The following is a 17695-nucleotide window of genomic DNA, read 5'->3' as shown; positions in this document are numbered from 1 at the left end:
TTGTTATTCCTTATAAAATCATAAAATTCAACATCATGCCTGCATAACTAGACCCAAAAAAGACATGCTAACGAGTTGCAGTTCTGTGATTTGAGTCCACACTTTTATAAAAGCTGTCGTTTGGAGTGGGCTTGATGATGACAACAAAAGTAAATACACGCTGTTACCGTTTTCCTGAAGTAGATTTTGAGCCAGAGAGTCGCACACTGTATTGGACGGATCAGGCAATCACGGTTTTGTCGTATGAAGAATCACGAATGCTCGAAATGCTTTGTTATTACGCAGGCGAGGTGTTGTCAAGTCGCACCTTGTTTAAACAAGTCGCATTACCCGACAGTTCTTTTGCACAACACCAAAGTGTGGTCACTTCGCTCATGGCTAAGTCTTACCGCAACGGTAAAAAGTGCTTGCCCTTTGACGTGGTTGGCGAGTTTGGTTTTCGTGTTGCTTTACCCCAACAAACCTTTGCGCAACGGCCAACCACACCGGCGGAAAATCAACCTGATCTCACMCCACCTCCGGCAACGCAATCACCGGCATTAGGGGATCCCTCTTTTAGCATTACAAAACCGCTTATTGTGTTGATTGCGACCGCAAGCCTCATTATTGGCATTACTGCGTTATTAACGCAGTAGCTGTTCGTCGACGCGCGAAATCCGAGTACTTTCGAGCTCACACTATTCGCGTTGTGAGCTCAGATCGTTGATGTTTTGTCTGACCTTGTCTTATCTCTAATGATCGTGGCTCCGGTGAGGTGACSTTGGCGTTGGCGTTGGCGTTGGCGTTGGCAAAAATAGAAGGCGAAAAAAACATTGATGTCACTCTAACTTTCAGCAACGAAATTAGGGTTGCACATTATGCGTGACTTTAATCACAYAATTATCAGGAGTGCTTCCCTACACTGAGCCTCCGTTAATGACTAAGAAGTGATGCTATGCGAACTGCACTAACCGATGCACTGACACAATTGCCCGACGCATTACAACGCGTTGTCTCTGATTGGATAACTGACACACACTTTGATGCGACATTTTCACCAGAGCAAGTGGCGCAAATGGAAGCCGAAAGTGGCCTATCTGGCGCCGCATTGCGTCTTACTCTATTGCCAATAGCGGCGGCTTATGCGGTGACTCCGATATCAACGTTTAACGTTGGCGCCATCGTTCGTGGCGAAGATGGCACCCTATACTTGGGAGCCAATATTGAGTTCACAGGGGTGCAACTAGGCCAAACCATTCACGCCGAGCAATGCGCGATTGCCCATGCGTGGACCAAAGGGGCAACTCGCTTAACCGATATCACGATCAACTACAGCCCATGTGGTCATTGTCGTCAGTTTATGAATGAGCTAAACGGTGCAGAGTCACTCACCATTCAGCTACCAAAAACGGATCCCAAACCGTTWCATGCGTATTTACCTGATTCCTTTGGTCCTGCCGATTTAGGGGTTGAATCACGTTTATTAACTGACGCGCCACACCMGTTACCCACAGACGATATTGATATTCCACTACTCAAAGCTGCCGCCGATGCAGCGAACCGAAGTCATGCACCGTATTCGGGTAACTACAGCGGCGTGGCCGTTGAAACATCTGATGGGGCGGTTTTCTCTGGGATGTATGCCGAAAATGCAGCGTTTAACCCGAGTTTACCCCCGCTTCAAGTGGCGCTCATTGCGACCAATATGGCCGGCTATCACTGGGACGACATTCGGTCGGTGGCGCTGGCCGAGATGACAAACAGTACGGTGAGCCATCTGACCGATACCCAAGCCACATTGGACGCGATGGATCCTGATATTCCTTTCGTCTATTCGACCCTTTCAACTTAACCACATGATACGCTTGGCCTCAGCGGGGATTTCTGATCGCTCTGAGGCCTAATTTGCGCTACTATCCGTACGTCTTTTTTCGGATTGTCACGGTAATGAAACAAGTTCATCATCCCCTCCAAGGCGCGGCCTGGATGCTCACTGCAGGCTTATGCTTCGCATTAGTCAACAGCCTTTCTCAATATGTTAGCTTCAAGTTGGGCTTGCCTTCGACGACCGTTGCTTTTATTCAATATGCCATTGCCTTAGTGGCCATGATCCCCTGGTTAAAGCAACTGGGGATTCGTCAATCTTTAAAAACCCAGCACCTTGGGCAACATTGTTTGCGGGTGTTTATTTCTGTTATTGGGATCCAACTTTGGCTATGGGCGCTCGCTTATCCGGTTCCCATTTGGCAAGGCATAGCCCTACTAATGACATCACCGCTGTTTGCAACCATAGGATCGGGGCTATTTCTTCGTGAACGGGTTGGTATTGCACGTAGCTTGGCCACACTTGCGGGTTTTTGTGGCGCGATGATTATCCTAGAACCTTGGTCAAATGGTTTTACATGGGCAACGTTACTGCCGATAGGCGCCGCTTTCTTTTGGGCGACCTATTCATTAATGGTGAAACGGTTATCAGCCTACGATCCACCGACCACGATGGTCGTTTACCTCCTTTTGTTGATCACCCCATTTAATCTACTCTTGGCCGTGCCTGACTGGACACTGCCGTCATCTGCAATGGCATGGTGGATGCTGTTCGGTGCTGGAATGCTCACCGCACTCGCACAGTGGGCAATAGCCAAAGCTTATGCCGCGTCAGATGCCTCGTTTGTTCAGCCGTTTGATCACGCTAAACTGCCGCTGAACGTCCTCTTTGGTTGGCTGGTATTCAGCTGGGTTCCACCTGGCCGGCTATGGCTCGGCGCAGGAATTATTATCGCAGCCGTTTTCTTTATTACCCACTGGGAATCACGACAGTCTAATCAACCTCGAGTCAAAACCGTCTAGCGCAAAACGGCGCTATCCGAGCATGGCTCTACCAAACCGAGCACTAAGCGTTGGCTTTTATCAACCAGACTTGCTCACCTCGGTCACCCTCTGGCTCGGTTTGCGTCTCTAACAACCTAATATCGAGCCCTGAAAACGCCTCTTCCACTATTGACGTATCGATGGAAAACGGCGGATTATCATCGGCCTGCGGATAAAACRAGGTGATCAGTAATAGGCGGCCTCCCGGCGCTAAAAGATCACGCACACGATGCACATACTGATCCCGCATCGACGGTGGCATCGCCACCAAAGCGGCACGATCGTAGATCAGCGAAGTCGGGCTCAAACGTGCAGTAAAAAAGTCACCACTGATCAACTCCAACTCATCGAAACAATAATGTGTATGACCCGACGGYGCACGGTGAACTTGCGGGGTATACAGGTTTTCTGAAAAAAAGGCCCGTACCGCGATATCACTCAGTTCTACACCAATCACATGTTCGTGTTTTTCCGCAAGCCAGTTTAAATCGATGGATTTGCCACACAAAGGCACCAGTACTGTCTCATCGGGCATTGGACAAAGTGTTGACCAGTAACGCATAAGCATTGGGTGCACACTGTCCCGATGAAACCCTATTTGATTTTCAGCCCAACGCTGATGCCAAAATTCTTGCTCCATGGTTTCTCCGAGAAGATGAAAAGCGGCCAGTTTAGCAAGTTATTAAATCAATCTCATTAGCAATTGCTTAAAAACGGGTGGAAATTGTTCACGATCTTGATCACAAATTAGTCAACGAGTAACTTGCGAGGCAGTCCACAAACAAGTACTGTTTATACATACAGTAATGATCATATATACARRTGCTTTATGTACGCGATGTCTAATGAGTCAAATCAAGCAACGACGCAAACGTCAGTACAGATGCGTGACGGAAGCTATTATTCCTCTGCGTTGAACGCACAGACACCCATCAATGCCCATTGGCTATCGATGTTACAGGCGTTAGCATTCAAAGCACGACAGCAAAAGTGGATCACGATCATTAATCCACCCCGCTCATTGAACGCCGAGCAGCTTAATCATTGGGGAATTAATACCAATCAGGTCAGGATGATTTATCGTCGGCATGGGTTTGACGATGAAGCACTGATTGACGCCGCAATGGCCGCASATACGTCATGTGCGATCATTGCGTTTACACCCACATTGMCACGTTTAACCTGTTACGAACACAATCAGCAGTGGATTGCACGCGTCGATCCAACATTGGCACAACGTCATTAGTACGCGCTTCAGTGCAGGCAAGTATCCGCGTCAGAGATGAAAGTAAATCTAACCCACTCGCGGTTTTCATTACTGTATTCAAGCTGTGCGCCTGTTTGGTGGCTTATCGACTCCATTTGCCGATACTCTAAAGCATAAGGCATCAATACAGTGAGTTCTTTAATCCCTTGCGCACGAGCCAAACCGGCCAGTTGAACCAAATTGGATGTATCGGTATGACGCACTGACATCACACGCGCGGCGTCTTGCTGTAGGCGCTCTTGAGCGGTTAGTGGTGATTGATCGCCACCCGCTTGATACTCAAGCACAGTATTAAACATGGGCAACAAGCTTCGAAAAATATCGAAAAAAGTCCAATTGGACTGCTGGCTTTCACACAAAAAATGCGTGTAATCGAAAACAACCTCTGTGGGTATTTTCAGCTGGGTTGACAGCGCATCCATGGCTTACCTCCAGACTAAAACCTAAGCGGATACACCCACTATAAGCAGTTTTAAAAAGATGTCTGGAAGATTATACAGTATTTTGCACTCGATCATGCTTTATACACGTAACACGATTATTTCGAAAAGCTTTTTTAACACAAAGAAAACAAATAGTTGAAAAGAAACCGATTTTCTTAGCATGTGTAAAATGAAGTAACTGATAGGCGGTATTATCGAACACCCGCTTAAGTACAAAGACAAATCATACGACTTAAGCGGATGAGCAAACACTGATCAAGATGCTTTGTAAATCACCTTGTTGGCGGCCATTTGAACACGCTCGACTGCGCCCTCTTCGGTCAATTTTTTCAACGCACCTGTCGCCCAAGAAGCGGCTTTACTGTCTTCTTGTCCTGCAGCCAGACCAATGCCTTTCGGGTTGATCCCTTCAGGGTTGGCTTTAACAATGTCCAATACTTGCTGCTGCTTAGGGGTGAATGACGAAACGGTATCCACAACGGGCGCTTTTGCTACAGAGTCTACCGCCGGTTTAGCCGCTACCGCGGGTTTCGCTTTTACGGGACGTTGACGCGCTGGCGACGATACCTTAACACGCTTGTTGAGTTTACCTTGTACTTTACGTTTGTGAGAAATTTTCATTCAATCATCCTACTCCGACGCACTACGTTCAGGCTCGCTGAAAGCAGCGGGTGAAAAACAAAGCGCGTGTTATACCAAATTTCAGCTCACTTTTGTAGGTAAGCGTCCTTTAGTCGGTGCAAAGTTCGTGACATTCAGCGACAAATGTTTACCTATTCGGTGTTTTTTAGGCAAACTAATCAGACACTTTCATCGTACAGTTAMAAGGTAAATCGTGGCTAAACGCTTGTACTCGCCGCTTTATCTATGGCGTGGAATGGAAGATTATGRATGCACTCAAGACAATAAAAATCTACCCGCCCCAATTTGAAGCGGCRCGATGGAGCATGCTAATCGCAATGGTTGTCGCATTTGCATTGGTATGCTTTTTTTTAATCCAACCCTCCTTGTCACTTGGRCAAGGCATTATCGGCCTGATCGCTATCGGCGCAATTTTATATGCCATRCATAAACTTCTGCAGCGCGTACAACTGTCGTTTTCGCTCTCATTTATGCATATACAGCATCACAGYTTTCGTGGCGGTTGGGCACTCAAATGGCGCCATATTGACACGATAGGGATCCCTCAAATCTATCCGCAAGGCCTTGGCGAGCCACTGCCTTGGATGGGGATTAAAATCAAACACTATGATGCATTATTAGATGGTATTAGCTTGAGAATGGTGACTCATATCATCATGACTCAAAGAGCATTACTGATTACAGCTTACCGTCGCGCGGGGAGCAAACCCAGTAAGCCATTGGAAGATATGATGTTTGATGACACCCCATATCGTGGTGCCAATGGTGTGCTTTATAAAGGTCTGATGGCGATGCTGGCCAATCGTATGCGATATATGCGCGAATTGTTAGGTTATGAYATTTTTATCAGCGAAGACTTACTCGATCGCYCCCTAGAAGACTTTATCGGGGTGACAAGACGCTATCTGGCTGCTGCCAGTACGCAATAATGGTCTTGGGACAAATAGGCTCTTCTAAACAAAACAAACAGKCTCTAAACAAACAAGCTGGCCCGTACTCTGAGTACAAGCCAGTYTAGTGASAAGSRTTAGAAAGCACCGGTAAGAAAAGGATTRGTTTTACGCTCATGGCCCAGCGTYGAGGTGGGTCCGTGGCCGGGAATAAAAGTCACATCATCTCCCACCGGAAGCAGCGTGTTCTTGATGGCGTCAATCAAGGTCGCGTGATCGCCTTTTGGAAAGTCGGTACGGCCAATACCACCGTTAAATAACACATCGCCTACCCATGCGGTACGGCTTTCTTCATCCACAAAGACAATGTGTCCAGGCGTATGTCCAGGGGTAAATAAGACCGACAAGGTATGCTTACCGACGGTGACCGTATCACCTTGCACTAACCACTGATCCGGCTCGAACGGCTCGGCGTGGGCAAAACCAAACATTTGAGCCTGTGCCGGTAAGGCTTGTAACCAAAATGCGTCTTCTTTATGCGGACCAATCACCGGAATATCAAGCGCGTTAGCCAATTCTACTGTGCCACCCACGTGATCTAAATGGCCGTGAGTAAGAAGAATTTTCGTTACGGTGACATTGAGAGAATGAATCACTTGGCGAATTTTAGCCACGTCACCACCTGGGTCGACGATCGCAGCGTCTTGAGTTTGGTCGCACCAAATAATCGAGCAGTTTTGTTGAAATGCCGTGACCGGCACAATCTCATAATGCAACGCCATACAGTTAACCTTCCTTTTGTATAAGTGCGGTAGCCGCCGATAACGACGTAAATACGGGCCTCACTATGCCATGCTGTCATCAGTTTGCAACTGTGCTGCCAAGGAGATGTCACCTTCTCGCTCTAGGCTGAGAAAAGGATATCTGGATACCTTTCAGGTACGCTTTATTGTATGCAGGGCTGCTTATGTTAGATATTGATAAAGTATTATCGTCGCATTATCCCCGGTTAGAACAGCGCGGTTGGCTCAYGCGCCCSGTCAGTAAAACGCTAAAGCGTTTACTTCATGAGCAGGAGTTTCAGGCGTTTGCTGAACGCTACCCGCATCTACAAGGATTCGAGTTTGTTGAACAGGTGCTGGATTATTTTAACTTTAGCTATCGGGTCAGCGATAGAGAAAAAGAGCGGATCCCGGAATCTGGACGTGTGGTGATTATCGCCAATCATCCAATCGGATCACTGGATGGCCTGGCGCTGCTTAAACTCGTACGCTCAGTGCGTCCAGACGTTAAAGTTATTGCCAATGAACTACTCATGCAAGTCGGCCCACTTCACAGTTGTCTATTGCCAGTCAACAATATGGGTGGCCGAACGCCTAAACAAAATCTACAACAAATCACACAGTGGCTAGAGCGTGATGGCGCTTTGATTATCTTTCCAGCCGGTGAGGTTTCGCGCGTCGCACCAACAGGAATTCGAGACGGTGTTTGGCACTCTGGCTTTTTACGTATGGCGAGTAAATCAAACGCCCCTATTTTGCCGATTCATGTCGACGGGCGAAATTCTGCCCGTTTTTATGGTGCGTCAATGGTCTATAAACCTTTGTCGACTTTGTTACTGGTTGAAGAGATGTTTCGACAAGAGAACAACACCATCGCCTTCACCGTGGGCGAAATGATCCCACACCACAGTTACAGTGCCAGCGCGAACCTTCCGGTAAAAACACGGGTTAAACTCTTTCGTAAACACCTCTACCGGATCGCCAAGCGTAAGCAAGGCTTGYTTCCCACCGAAACTGCGATTGCCTCACCGGAGCCACGACTGGCGCTCAAGCATGCAATCGCACTCGGCGAGCAACTCGGACAGACACCCGATGGTAAACTCATTTATTTACTCGACTATCAAGCCGACTCGCCGGTKATGCGCGAAATAGGCCGTTTACKTGAAGTCGCGTTCCGCGCTGTTGGGGAAGGCACCGGACAGCGGCGTGATCTTGATAAATACGACCAATACTATTGGCATTTGGTCTTGTGGGATCCGATTGAGCTCGATATCGTCGGTGCATACCGCTTATGTGATACCCAAGCCACTCTGGCTCATCAAGGGCTTGGAGGGATCTATAGCGCAAGCTTGTTCGATTATGAACAAGGGATGCAGCCTTTTCTTGACCAAGGATTAGAGCTAGGCCGTAGTTTTGTTCAGCCCAAATATTGGGGAAAACGAAGCCTGGATTATTTATGGTTAGGCATTGGCGCCCTACTCGCTAATCGCCCACAGTACCGTTATTTATTCGGGCCTGTCACTATCAGCAACGCGATGCCACAACCCGCTAAAGAGCTACTGATCTTCTTTTATCGCACCTACTTTCGTGGCGATAAAAGCTGTGCGCGCTCGAAACGACCGTATCAACTCGCCGAAAGTAAACAAAGTGAGTTGCTCGACCACTTTTGTGGCAACGACTATGCGCGCGATCTGAAAAAGCTGAAAATGTTACTCGATCACCTTGGCGTCGGGATCCCAACGCTTTATAAGCAGTACAGTGAGCTATGTGAACTTGGCGGCGTACAATTCTTAGACTTTGGCGTTGATCCTGATTTCGCCGACTGCATTGATGGACTGGTTTTAGTCGACCTCAAGCGTTTAAAACCCAAGCGCTACCAACGCTATATTGCGCCACATCTAACCACTCCCCCAACCTCCAMTTGTGGTGAATAAGCGTCGCTGTGAACAAACAAAGCCCCGCGCTCTCTGTCTTGATGGCGCGGGGCTATGACTGTCAGACTCATGTGAGCGTGATTGAGACTATTGTGACCGTGATGAGGATATATCACGTTGCTGGGTTAAGTAGCTCGGCTCCTGAGTGGTGATTTGACGATCGGCATGGCTATCATAGGCATATATATCATCGCGAAACGCGAGCTTGCCGTCTTCAGTGACCCATGCTGTTTGGTAAATGATTTGCACGGAAAGGCGCGTTTGCAACGACACCCACTTAGTTTGTGTTTTATCCAAATACCCTTGGTAGTTAGACAACTGTTTCCCGGACAAATCCAGCACCAAATCCGCCAACTGCTCGGCCTGCTCCACCCGAATACACCCAGAACTAAAGGCGCGGCGCGAGCGACTAAATAAGCTTTGTGCCGGCGTGTCATGTAAATAAATGGCGTTTCTATTTGGAGTGTTAAACTTGTACTTTCCTAATGCATTGCCTTGACCCGGAGCCTGTTGCAATCGATAAGGGAAGCCGTCGTCATTCACGGTTTGCCAATTAATCGTACTCGGGTCGATAGCGATGTTGCTTTGCCAGTTAGGCAAAATGCGATACTGATTGCGAGACAAATACTGCTGGTCATCCGCCAGTTTGGGTAAGATATCTTTTTGCACAATACTACGAGGCACATTCCAGCTGGGGTTCAGCACTACCGAATCAAGTTGCGACGTAAACAGCGGCGTACGTCTTGATTGTCGACCAACAACCACTTTACTTTCGAATACATTTTGATCGTCATGCCATACATGCATGCGATAATCGGGAATGTTCACCACAATTCGATTGGGATTATCGTTAGGCCACAACCGCAACCGTTCTGCATTAAGTGCCAATAACCGAACCCGTGCTTGTGGGTCCAAATTTAACCACTTCGCGGTTGCTGGGCCGATAATACCATCTATGGATAAACCATGCTGTTGCTGAAAGCGTTCAACTGCACGAAGCAAGTCACCACCGTAGCGTACAGTATCGCCATTTATCGCTTCCAAGCGCTCAGAGCTGCCCCAAAACCCCTGTAGCCCTAGATTATCCACCAAGTTAAGCGCTAACGTTGTCGCAATCGCTTGGTCCGGGTAAATGACRTTCTCGGCATGAATCGTTGGCCAAACCGACTGCGCCTGCTCTTGCAAGCGAACAATTTGTTTTACCAAGGCATCGTATTGCGGGTGTTGTGGACGCCGCTGCCGCAAAAACGGAGACAGTGACCCGTTAAGTCCTGCCTTAAATAATGCAGTACGCCTTTGCGATGAGGGAGCTGGCAAGGGGGTGCGATGAGACGCGCCAAAAAACCATTGCATTCCTTTATCGGGGATCACACTTAAATAGCGAAGCAGCGCATAGGCAGTATCGGTAGCAAAAATATCATAGGCCGCATCGCTGGGTTGCTGACGAAGTTGCCGCAATTGCCATGCTCGCCACTCAAATTCAGGACTAAAGCCAGCCAGTGAAATCACATTTACTTGCGTTTCTAACTCATCTCGCGCCGCATCTTGTGTCCAAATCAACGAAAATCCATTATCCAGGTAGTCTTGAGTCAGCGCTTGGGGATAGGCCAATACGGTCGCATCCGGTGCCGCCGACTCAAGCCAATCGCGCGCATATTGGTAGGCTCGCTGGCGATGAACATCTGCCGGTACAGTTTGATCATCAGGCACTCTTTGCCCCGAGATCTGCGGTTCAGTCAGTAACCGTACTCCACCCGTTTCACTGGCGTYATTGGCCATCACTGGCTTTACCAAAAAGCAAAACACTATCAGAAGGTTAGCCAACCAGGCATCGTGCCTTCTCATCATACGCCCCTCCTTATCCCTGTTATGATTATGGCAAAGTTTTACTGCAAAGAAGCCAAATTAACGTCTTTTTTTTCTCATCACAACGCAAGGTATTGAAACAAAARCGGCAGCCAARATTGACTGCCGTTTAGAACATTATCATGTATTCATTACACTAAGGTTATCCAGTGATTATCCCATCGGACTGGCGTCATTTTATAATCCGGATGGTGTGCATTATTTAGCGTCACCATTTTACCGCTACCCGCACTGAGGTTAATCACATCACCATCGCGACTRGCGCCAGAGGCATCTATCAGCGGATGCARTCCAAGTAACTCGCCACTATTTAACGACCAAATACCATAGCAATTGCCACGGGGCGACGTGGCGACAATCCAACCATTGAGGGTAGCAATACTGGCAACATAATTATTAAAGCGCGACCACTGCTCTGGTGAAGCATCAAGCATTTTCATCGGCTCACCACGGCGATGAATCGCCACAAGGGGGGCGTTATCAGCACCATGGTATTGCTGACCTGTCACCACATAACCCTCATCTGACACCATTAAATGACGAATACTGAGCTTCTTATTTGCAAGCTCAGCGCGCTCGACCACTTTGCTACTGTCGATATCGATATAGACCAATGCCGGTGACATAGCGTCAATGTTTAACACTGTGCGCCCATCAGTGTGCATGCCGCCGACACCCACGACTAACGTGTTAGTATCCACCAGTGCTAACTCATGAGGGCCAATGCCAAAGCCGCTTATCTCACGCACTTTTTTTACCTGCCCCTGCGTGGTTAATTGGTAAACACCGATCACACCTTCGCTGGTTTGCCGTTTACCCTCGGTGGTATATAACCATTTTCCATCATCAGAAATAGCACCGTGCCCATAAAAATAACGATCGGAGGCGGCCCCTACCCGTGACAACGTCACTCCACGTTGGTAGTCAAATACCTGCATAAAATCACCAGGCCGGCGCGCAAATGCCACCCCTAGCGTTCCAACCTCTCGTCGCTGAGCGGCAACACCATGACCCCGATCGGGCAATGGTAGGCGAAAAACGGGTTGCCCAGACGGATCAGCGCCAACCACCGCGAAAGAGCCATCACGACTCAGCGCACAACCCAGTAACTCACACCGCGCTGCTGCGGTATTACCACGACAACCACTTAGTGTATTTACGACGGTGGGTAAAGCCGCGCCCATTAGCGCCGCCTTGAGTAAACGGCGGCGTTTCTGACTAATCGCCATCGGTTGCATTAAACCCCACAACAATGCCTAAATCTTGTGCGACTTGGCCACCCAACATGAGTTTTAGATATTCCAGATTGTTATAGACGGTGAGCATGTCACGATAACCCGGTACGCTGTTGAGCCTATCAAACAGCGGCTCACCGTCTTTGGGCACACTGTCATAGGCGAGTTGCCAATGCTCGCTAACACGATCGGCTACCTGATGGTTGCCTCGCTCGCGTAGCGCTTGCTCGATACCACCTTCAGCGTGATATTGAACTTGCATCGCTTTAATGCTCTCGCTTAATAGTGTTAGAGAGTGCCGCGATCGCCAGGCTTCTCCGTGATAAGGGTTAGGAAAGCCAGGTTTTCCCAAAGGGCCGGCAAGCTTTTTAAGCACATAATCGAGCTGATGTGTCAGTGCGCCAAGTTTTTCTGCCGTGGCCATCGAAGGTGGCATCCCTAACCACGGGTTTTTCTGCCACGCTTGGGTTAATGCCGTGGCACTTTGCTGCAAACGCCCACTGACGGCCATGGCCACTTCGCAGTGTTTTGGCAAAGTTAAATCCGCTTGGCGATCATACAACAACCATTCCATCGCGCCGACACCTTGCACGGCCACACTTTGATCCGCTAATGCATTCGCGGTCCAGCTAGTATCACTGGCCAGCAAGGCATTCATTTTCCGTCCCGTGGTATTCTTTTTGTCAGGATAAAACTGAATCCGCCAACTTTGTGCCAAGGCTTGCTCTGTGCCCTTTTCTACGCCTTGTAAAGGCATCCAAGCGGTCATAACCTTCTTCCATGCTTGACGCGCCTTATCCACATCCGTGCCCTGCGAGCAAACCGATTGCGTGGTCTGCGCGAGTGCCTTGGTTGCAGAGAGAAACTGTTCGCTTCTTTGTTGTTGTAGTTGCCAAAGGCCATGATTAGGCTCTGTCTCAGCTTGAGATAAACATCCGCCGAGCAACACGGTGGCGCTGAGCGTAAGCGCCACAATAGGATTAAATCGAAAACGCATACCACAAGACTCCAGTATGGTGTTTTTATAATGAGCGTAAAAATGCAATCAGCGCATCACGGTCCGCTTTTGGCATCGCCAGTACACGCTGTTTGGCGCCATCGGCTTCGCCACCATGCCATAAAACGGCTTCCATCAACGTTCGGGCGCGGCCGTCATGTAAGTAGGTACCATCAGCATTAACCTCTTTGGTGTAACCAATCCCCCAAAGTGGTGCCGTTCGCCATTCTCGGCCGTTCGCAATAAACTCACCACGGTGATCCGCTAGTCCTTCTCCCATATCGTGTAACAGTAAGTCGGTATAGGGGTGAATTTCTTGTTCACTCAGTGCCGCCAGATCAGGACGTTTTGCTGTTGTGAACGACTCAACATGACAAGCGTTACATCCGGCACTAATAAACATCTCTTGCCCTCGTTGGACTTGCGAGTCTTGGATGTTGCGACGCGCGGGAACCGCGAGATGGCGAGCATAAAATTCAACAAAGCCGAGAATATTATCACTCACTTCGGGATCGCCGCCATTGGGCATATCGTCGCACACCGACTGCGACGGCATACAGTTATGATGAGGGAACATCGACGTTGTTAGCCCGACATCGCCATTAAAAGCGGCTGCATTTTGTTGATTCACGTTAGGTAATCCGGCTTTCCACCCAAACCTTCCCAGTGCGGTACGCTGTGTGTCAATATCCCACACTTGGTTGGGGCGCCCGGAAATGCCGTCGCTATTGGCATCCTCAGGATCGGCGTACGCATAGATCGCCTCAGCGGGGATCGACTCGAGTAGCCCCAGACCTATCATCGGTGGTGCAATCCGCGCTGACAGCTGCACATTCTCTGCCATCGGACCATAATTAAGGTCTGTAATGGCTAAGTTTGGCTGGCGTAATGTCACTGTCTCACCGTCTTCAAAGGTCACCGGTACTTCGCGATAGCTGACAGCTATTTTGCCCTCTGGCTTGACGCCTGGTACGGCAAAATCTTGAAGTTGGCCGCCATAATTGGGCTCTGGAATATTGCCATATTGGATCAGCTTTTGTTTTTCCGCTTCACTCATCGCTGGCACACTCAGCCGAACCAACATGGAAACGGCATTGATATCACCTGGCGATGGAGGATGGCCTCGCCCATCTTTGATATGGCAATTTTGGCAGCCATTAGTATTAAATAACGGGCCAAGGCCGTCACGGGCATCCGTTGATGCCGGTGAACTGACCCAAGGATTGCGAAAAAAGCTATTACCGACACTGAAATCAATGCGCTCACTCATCGGCAAGTTAGCGGCAGGTTGGGAAAAGGCGTTCGGTCCTTCCTTGATAACGGTTGTTCCCCCACCGGATGTGCGCTCAAATGCAAGTGCAGAGGTGGTCACCAAAAAAGTAAGGCATGTCAAGTTAAGGTAAGCAATGACATTGGGCTTCATAGTATATCCTGACAAGGCAAAAGCCCCGTACCACGGGGCTAACTAGAGTAATATGTCGTTTAGAATTGGTGATCAGCGGTGTCTGGATTCAGGTTATCAATACCAATCACTTTCGCCGCTTGTTCAATATGCTTGGTCTGATCCACCAGCGCTGCGATAGATGCGTTGACTAGTTGATTCCCTTCGCTATTACCAGCAGCTATCAGCTGATCAAAATGCACGTTGTTGTCCTCCGCAGAAACAACCAAGGTTTTAACTTGCTGCTGGGCTTGATCAAAGCTGGCTTTAATTGCCTCTGCGGCATCGACATTTTTATCTTTAACCAAATCAAGGACTGACGGTCCCGATAAGGTATTACCATTCACGCGCCGATACGTCCCCGTCATGACATTGTAAATGCCCTGCTCGTTATAAAAATGCGAATTGTGCGTATTGTCAGAAAAACAGTCATGCTCATCTTCGGTTGAATTGGCTTCTAGCGCGACTTTCATTCGCTCGCCCGCCAGTTCACCTAACGACAGTGATCCCATACCAAATAGCATTTTGCGTAGGCCATTCTCACTTGAATCGGCAAGCAGACTCGCACGGTAATTATCTTTGTTACCCGCGTCCCATTGATCACGCATCCACGCCAGATCATCAACCAATAGATCGGCAGCCGCTTTCAAGTAATCACGACGACGATCACAATGGTCATGGGTACAGGCTTCACCATAGGCGAAATCGGTATAAGGGCGCTCACCGGCTCCTGCGTTGGTGCCGTTTAAATCTTGCCCCCACAATAGGAACTCGATGGCATGGTAGCCCGATGCCACATTGGCTTCTGAGCCGCCCACTTCATTTAAACTTGCGAGCAGTGTCGGCGTGATATCAGTAACATCAAGATCGGTGGCACCAATCTGAATGCGCTGATTCGCAATAATGTTAGCTGTCGCTCCGGCATTACCGAGTTCTGCCTGATAGCCATCCGCGACATAATCAATTAACCCCTCGTCTAAGGGCCAAGCATTGAGCTGTCCTTCCCAGTCATCGACAATGGCATTGCCAAAGCGAAAAACTTCTGACTGTTGGTAAGGCACACGAGCATCTAGCCACGCCTTTTTGGCTGCCTGAAGGGTTGTTTCAGAAGGTTCGGCAACAAAAGCGTTCAGTGCACTGTCGAGTTCAACCGCGGTTGTGTGAGCATCAGCAAAAACGGCGTGAGCAATATCTGCATAATGTGCCACGACCTCTTGTTGGGTCGCCGCATTAGCGCCAAATGGGGCCACAAATAGTGAGAGCGCAATCAGGTTGCGCTTAAACGGTGTCAATTCCATAGTCGTGTTGYCCTTCGCTTTATATGAACGGTTATGATAACCATTATCGTTTGTAAGAAAGAATTCTAAGCATAATGTTACGAAATGCAACAAAGAATTTTTCTCATTACGCGAGGAGCGATGGCTATGCTATGTGTGTTGATGGCAATACGTTGCAATGCACATCCGACCTGTTATTTAGGTAAACCGATGACTAAAGGCCATTTTTTTCCTTTACTCACTGAAACAGTCAAAAATAACAATAAATTAGATTTAATTTGAACTCTAATGGTTATAATAGACNATAATAGACTGAAAGCACGTCGATTATTCGCTCGTTGAAACAAACATAAATCATCGATTTTTCTCTCGATCTCTTTGCACTACAACCGCGGGTATTGTAAGTTTCGGGGGCAATTTTTTCCGGTGGAGGTGAGGTAATGGAAAAACACGAAGAAGTACTGGTCGCGTTGCGGCAAATTATACGCGCAATCGATTTGTATTCACGAAAGCTTAACAAAGTATCGGGGATCACTGGCCCCCAATTGGTACTGATGCGTGCGATTAAAGAGCTTGGTCAAGTAACGATTCGTAAGTTATCTGTCCATACCAACATGAGCCAGGCCACAGCAACCACCATTTTGGACCGCTTAGAAAAGCGTGGGCTGATTTTGCGTGTCCGGAGCGAGCTTGATAAGCGTAAAGTGCACGCACACCTGACCGAACAAGGAGAAGCGGCATTGGAGCAAGCCCCTAAGCCACTGCAGGAGAACTTTATCTCACGCTTTCAAAACCTAGAAGAATGGGAACAATCTCTGCTGCTGTCTTCTGTCCAGCGTATCTCATCAATGATGAATGCAGACGATATTGATGCCGCACCGATGCTAGAGGTATCTGCGCTTACATCGCATCACTCCATGTCTCAGGCTAAAAAATAACAGCTACCGGCGGGTAAACAGGACGTCTCCACCGGTCAACCTGCCAGCAAGGCGCCAGAAAAGCCATGGATTGAACGCTTTTTGTCGCCATTGCTCATCGGAAAATAAAAAGACGGCAGCACGTACCGTCTGTTGATTTTTCCCTTGATCAACGTCTTCGCACGAATGACCAACACCTTCGCTCTAAGGCACGTTATGCCCTTTCGACGCGACCCATATGCGATACCACTGCTCACGCGTTAATTTAAGATCATAAGCCTGTTTAGCGGCTTTCACTCGCTCAATGTTCCCCGAGCCTATAATGGGTAATGGTTTCGATGGATGGCGCATCACCCAAGCATAAATCACTTGATCGATACTCGCGCCGCCTAACTCCTCACCAATAGCGCTAAGCGTTTCGCGCACACGGACAGCTTGTTGTGACTCTCCCGTTAATAATTCGCCGCCGGCAAGGCACGACCACGCCATCGGTTTTACCTGAAGACGCTGAAGCTGATCAAGCGTGCCATCGTGGATCACATCAAAACGTAGCGGGTTGATTTCAACCTGGTTAGTGACGAGCGATTCGTCCCAGCGAGATTGCAATAAATCAAATTGTGACGGCGTAAAGTTTGATACCCCGAAGTGCGCGACTTTTCCATGATAGCGAAGCGTTGTAAATGCCTCTGCCACTTCATCCGCGTCCATCAATGCATCAGGGCGATGCAACAATAACACGTCGAGCTTTTCCACCCCTAAACGCTTCAGTGAATGATCCACCGACTCCAGGATGTGATGATAGCTGGTGTCATAATGATTAATTTTACGATTAGGGGCCGCCTCGCTGACCAACTTAATGTCGCACTTGGAGACAACTTGGATCGATTTTCTCACACTCGGATCCAATTTTACCGMTTGTCCAAACAAGGTTTCACAGCGATAGTCTCCATAGATATCAGCATGATCAACCGTTGTAATTCCCAAATCAATATGGGATTTGAGAAAACTAAGCCGCTGCTGCGGGGTCATCTGCCAATCATCTAATCGCCAGTATCCCTGCACCATAGGCGAGAAAAACGGGCCGACCGGAGAAATGGATGTCGCTTTAAACTCTGACAAAACGCGTCCTTATATGCCGAGAAGTGAAGATCTCATGC

At 48.5% G+C, this 17695-nt stretch carries 17 protein-coding genes; 7 read left to right on the top strand and 10 right to left on the bottom strand.

Annotated features, from left to right (window positions below):
* The first annotated feature begins 134 nt into the window (after nt 1–134).
* From BZG77_RS09235 to BZG77_RS09225, 3 genes are all read left to right on the top strand, one after another.
* A complete protein-coding gene (locus tag BZG77_RS09235) occupies nt 135–635 on the top strand; it encodes a hypothetical protein (protein WP_236719563.1) in 501 nt (166 codons plus the stop codon).
* 299 nt (nt 636–934) lie between these two features.
* Nucleotides 935–1831, top strand: coding sequence for a cytidine deaminase (cdd, locus tag BZG77_RS09230; protein WP_077647022.1), 897 nt, complete (start codon nt 935–937; stop codon nt 1829–1831).
* A 95-nt stretch (nt 1832–1926) separates the two neighbouring features.
* Complete coding sequence (locus tag BZG77_RS09225; RefSeq protein WP_174566346.1) at nt 1927–2826, top strand: DMT family transporter; 900 nt, start codon at nt 1927–1929, stop codon at nt 2824–2826.
* A 43-nt stretch (nt 2827–2869) separates the two neighbouring features.
* Here the strand turns inward: BZG77_RS09225 and BZG77_RS09220 are convergent, their stop codons facing one another.
* The gene (locus BZG77_RS09220; protein ID WP_077647021.1) at nt 2870–3487 is read right to left on the bottom strand and encodes a thiopurine S-methyltransferase; all 618 of its coding nucleotides are present in this window, start codon (nt 3485–3487) and stop codon (nt 2870–2872) included.
* Nucleotides 3488–3685: 198 nt separating this feature from the next.
* On the opposite strand from BZG77_RS09220, the gene BZG77_RS09215 reads away from it, so the two are divergent.
* Nucleotides 3686–4093 carry a hypothetical protein gene (locus BZG77_RS09215; protein ID WP_131826148.1) on the top strand — a complete coding sequence of 136 codons (408 nt, stop codon included), beginning with the start codon at nt 3686–3688 and terminating at the stop codon, nt 4091–4093.
* 8 nt (nt 4094–4101) lie between these two features.
* Here the strand turns inward: BZG77_RS09215 and BZG77_RS09210 are convergent, their stop codons facing one another.
* Nucleotides 4102–4536, bottom strand: a complete 435-nt coding sequence (locus tag BZG77_RS09210) for a hypothetical protein (protein ID WP_077647019.1) — start codon at nt 4534–4536, stop codon at nt 4102–4104.
* 276 nt (nt 4537–4812) lie between these two features.
* Nucleotides 4813–5178, bottom strand: a complete 366-nt coding sequence (locus tag BZG77_RS09205) for a MarR family transcriptional regulator (protein WP_077647018.1) — start codon at nt 5176–5178, stop codon at nt 4813–4815.
* A gap of 338 nt (nt 5179–5516) precedes the next feature.
* On the opposite strand from BZG77_RS09205, the gene BZG77_RS09200 reads away from it, so the two are divergent.
* A complete protein-coding gene (locus tag BZG77_RS09200; RefSeq protein ID WP_241844138.1) occupies nt 5517–6128 on the top strand; it encodes a DUF2982 domain-containing protein in 612 nt (203 codons plus the stop codon).
* Nucleotides 6129–6226: 98 nt separating this feature from the next.
* Here BZG77_RS09200 and BZG77_RS09195 read toward each other — a convergent pair whose 3' ends face one another.
* Nucleotides 6227–6871, bottom strand: a complete 645-nt coding sequence (locus tag BZG77_RS09195) for an MBL fold metallo-hydrolase (RefSeq protein WP_077460613.1) — start codon at nt 6869–6871, stop codon at nt 6227–6229.
* Between the two features lie 185 nt (nt 6872–7056).
* On the opposite strand from BZG77_RS09195, the gene BZG77_RS09190 reads away from it, so the two are divergent.
* Nucleotides 7057–8805, top strand: a complete 1749-nt coding sequence (locus BZG77_RS09190; protein WP_077647017.1) for a GNAT family N-acyltransferase — start codon at nt 7057–7059, stop codon at nt 8803–8805.
* Between the two features lie 87 nt (nt 8806–8892).
* On the opposite strand, the gene BZG77_RS09185 is transcribed toward BZG77_RS09190, so the two are convergent.
* The 5 genes from BZG77_RS09185 to BZG77_RS09165 form a co-directional block, all read right to left on the bottom strand.
* A complete protein-coding gene (locus BZG77_RS09185) occupies nt 8893–10653 on the bottom strand; it encodes a L,D-transpeptidase family protein (RefSeq protein ID WP_077647016.1) in 1761 nt (586 codons plus the stop codon).
* Nucleotides 10654–10802: 149 nt separating this feature from the next.
* Nucleotides 10803–11900 carry a DUF1513 domain-containing protein gene (locus BZG77_RS09180; RefSeq protein ID WP_198532405.1) on the bottom strand — a complete coding sequence of 366 codons (1098 nt, stop codon included), beginning with the start codon at nt 11898–11900 and terminating at the stop codon, nt 10803–10805.
* Nucleotides 11890–12903, bottom strand: coding sequence for an imelysin family protein (locus BZG77_RS09175; protein WP_077647014.1), 1014 nt, complete (start codon nt 12901–12903; stop codon nt 11890–11892). The genes BZG77_RS09180 and BZG77_RS09175 overlap by 11 nt, the downstream gene beginning before the upstream one ends.
* Nucleotides 12904–12928: 25 nt before the next feature.
* On the bottom strand, nt 12929–14326 hold the full coding sequence (locus tag BZG77_RS09170) for a di-heme oxidoreductase family protein (RefSeq protein WP_077647013.1): 1398 nt from the start codon (nt 14324–14326) through the stop codon (nt 12929–12931).
* Between the two features lie 59 nt (nt 14327–14385).
* A complete protein-coding gene (locus tag BZG77_RS09165) occupies nt 14386–15642 on the bottom strand; it encodes an imelysin family protein (RefSeq protein WP_077647012.1) in 1257 nt (418 codons plus the stop codon).
* Between the two features lie 419 nt (nt 15643–16061).
* On the opposite strand from BZG77_RS09165, the gene BZG77_RS09160 reads away from it, so the two are divergent.
* The gene (locus BZG77_RS09160) at nt 16062–16559 is read left to right on the top strand and encodes a MarR family winged helix-turn-helix transcriptional regulator (RefSeq protein ID WP_077647011.1); all 498 of its coding nucleotides are present in this window, start codon (nt 16062–16064) and stop codon (nt 16557–16559) included.
* 183 nt (nt 16560–16742) lie between these two features.
* Here BZG77_RS09160 and BZG77_RS09155 read toward each other — a convergent pair whose 3' ends face one another.
* Nucleotides 16743–17603 carry an aldo/keto reductase gene (locus tag BZG77_RS09155; protein WP_077647027.1) on the bottom strand — a complete coding sequence of 287 codons (861 nt, stop codon included), beginning with the start codon at nt 17601–17603 and terminating at the stop codon, nt 16743–16745.
* Between the last annotated feature and the right edge of the window lie 92 nt (nt 17604–17695).

This window comes from Salinivibrio sp. IB643, from assembly GCF_001996105.1.
GTDB classification, from domain to species: domain Bacteria; phylum Pseudomonadota; class Gammaproteobacteria; order Enterobacterales; family Vibrionaceae; genus Salinivibrio; species Salinivibrio costicola.
The sequence above is the reverse complement of the archived record's forward strand: the minus strand, read 5'-3'. Positions and strand labels throughout refer to the sequence as shown.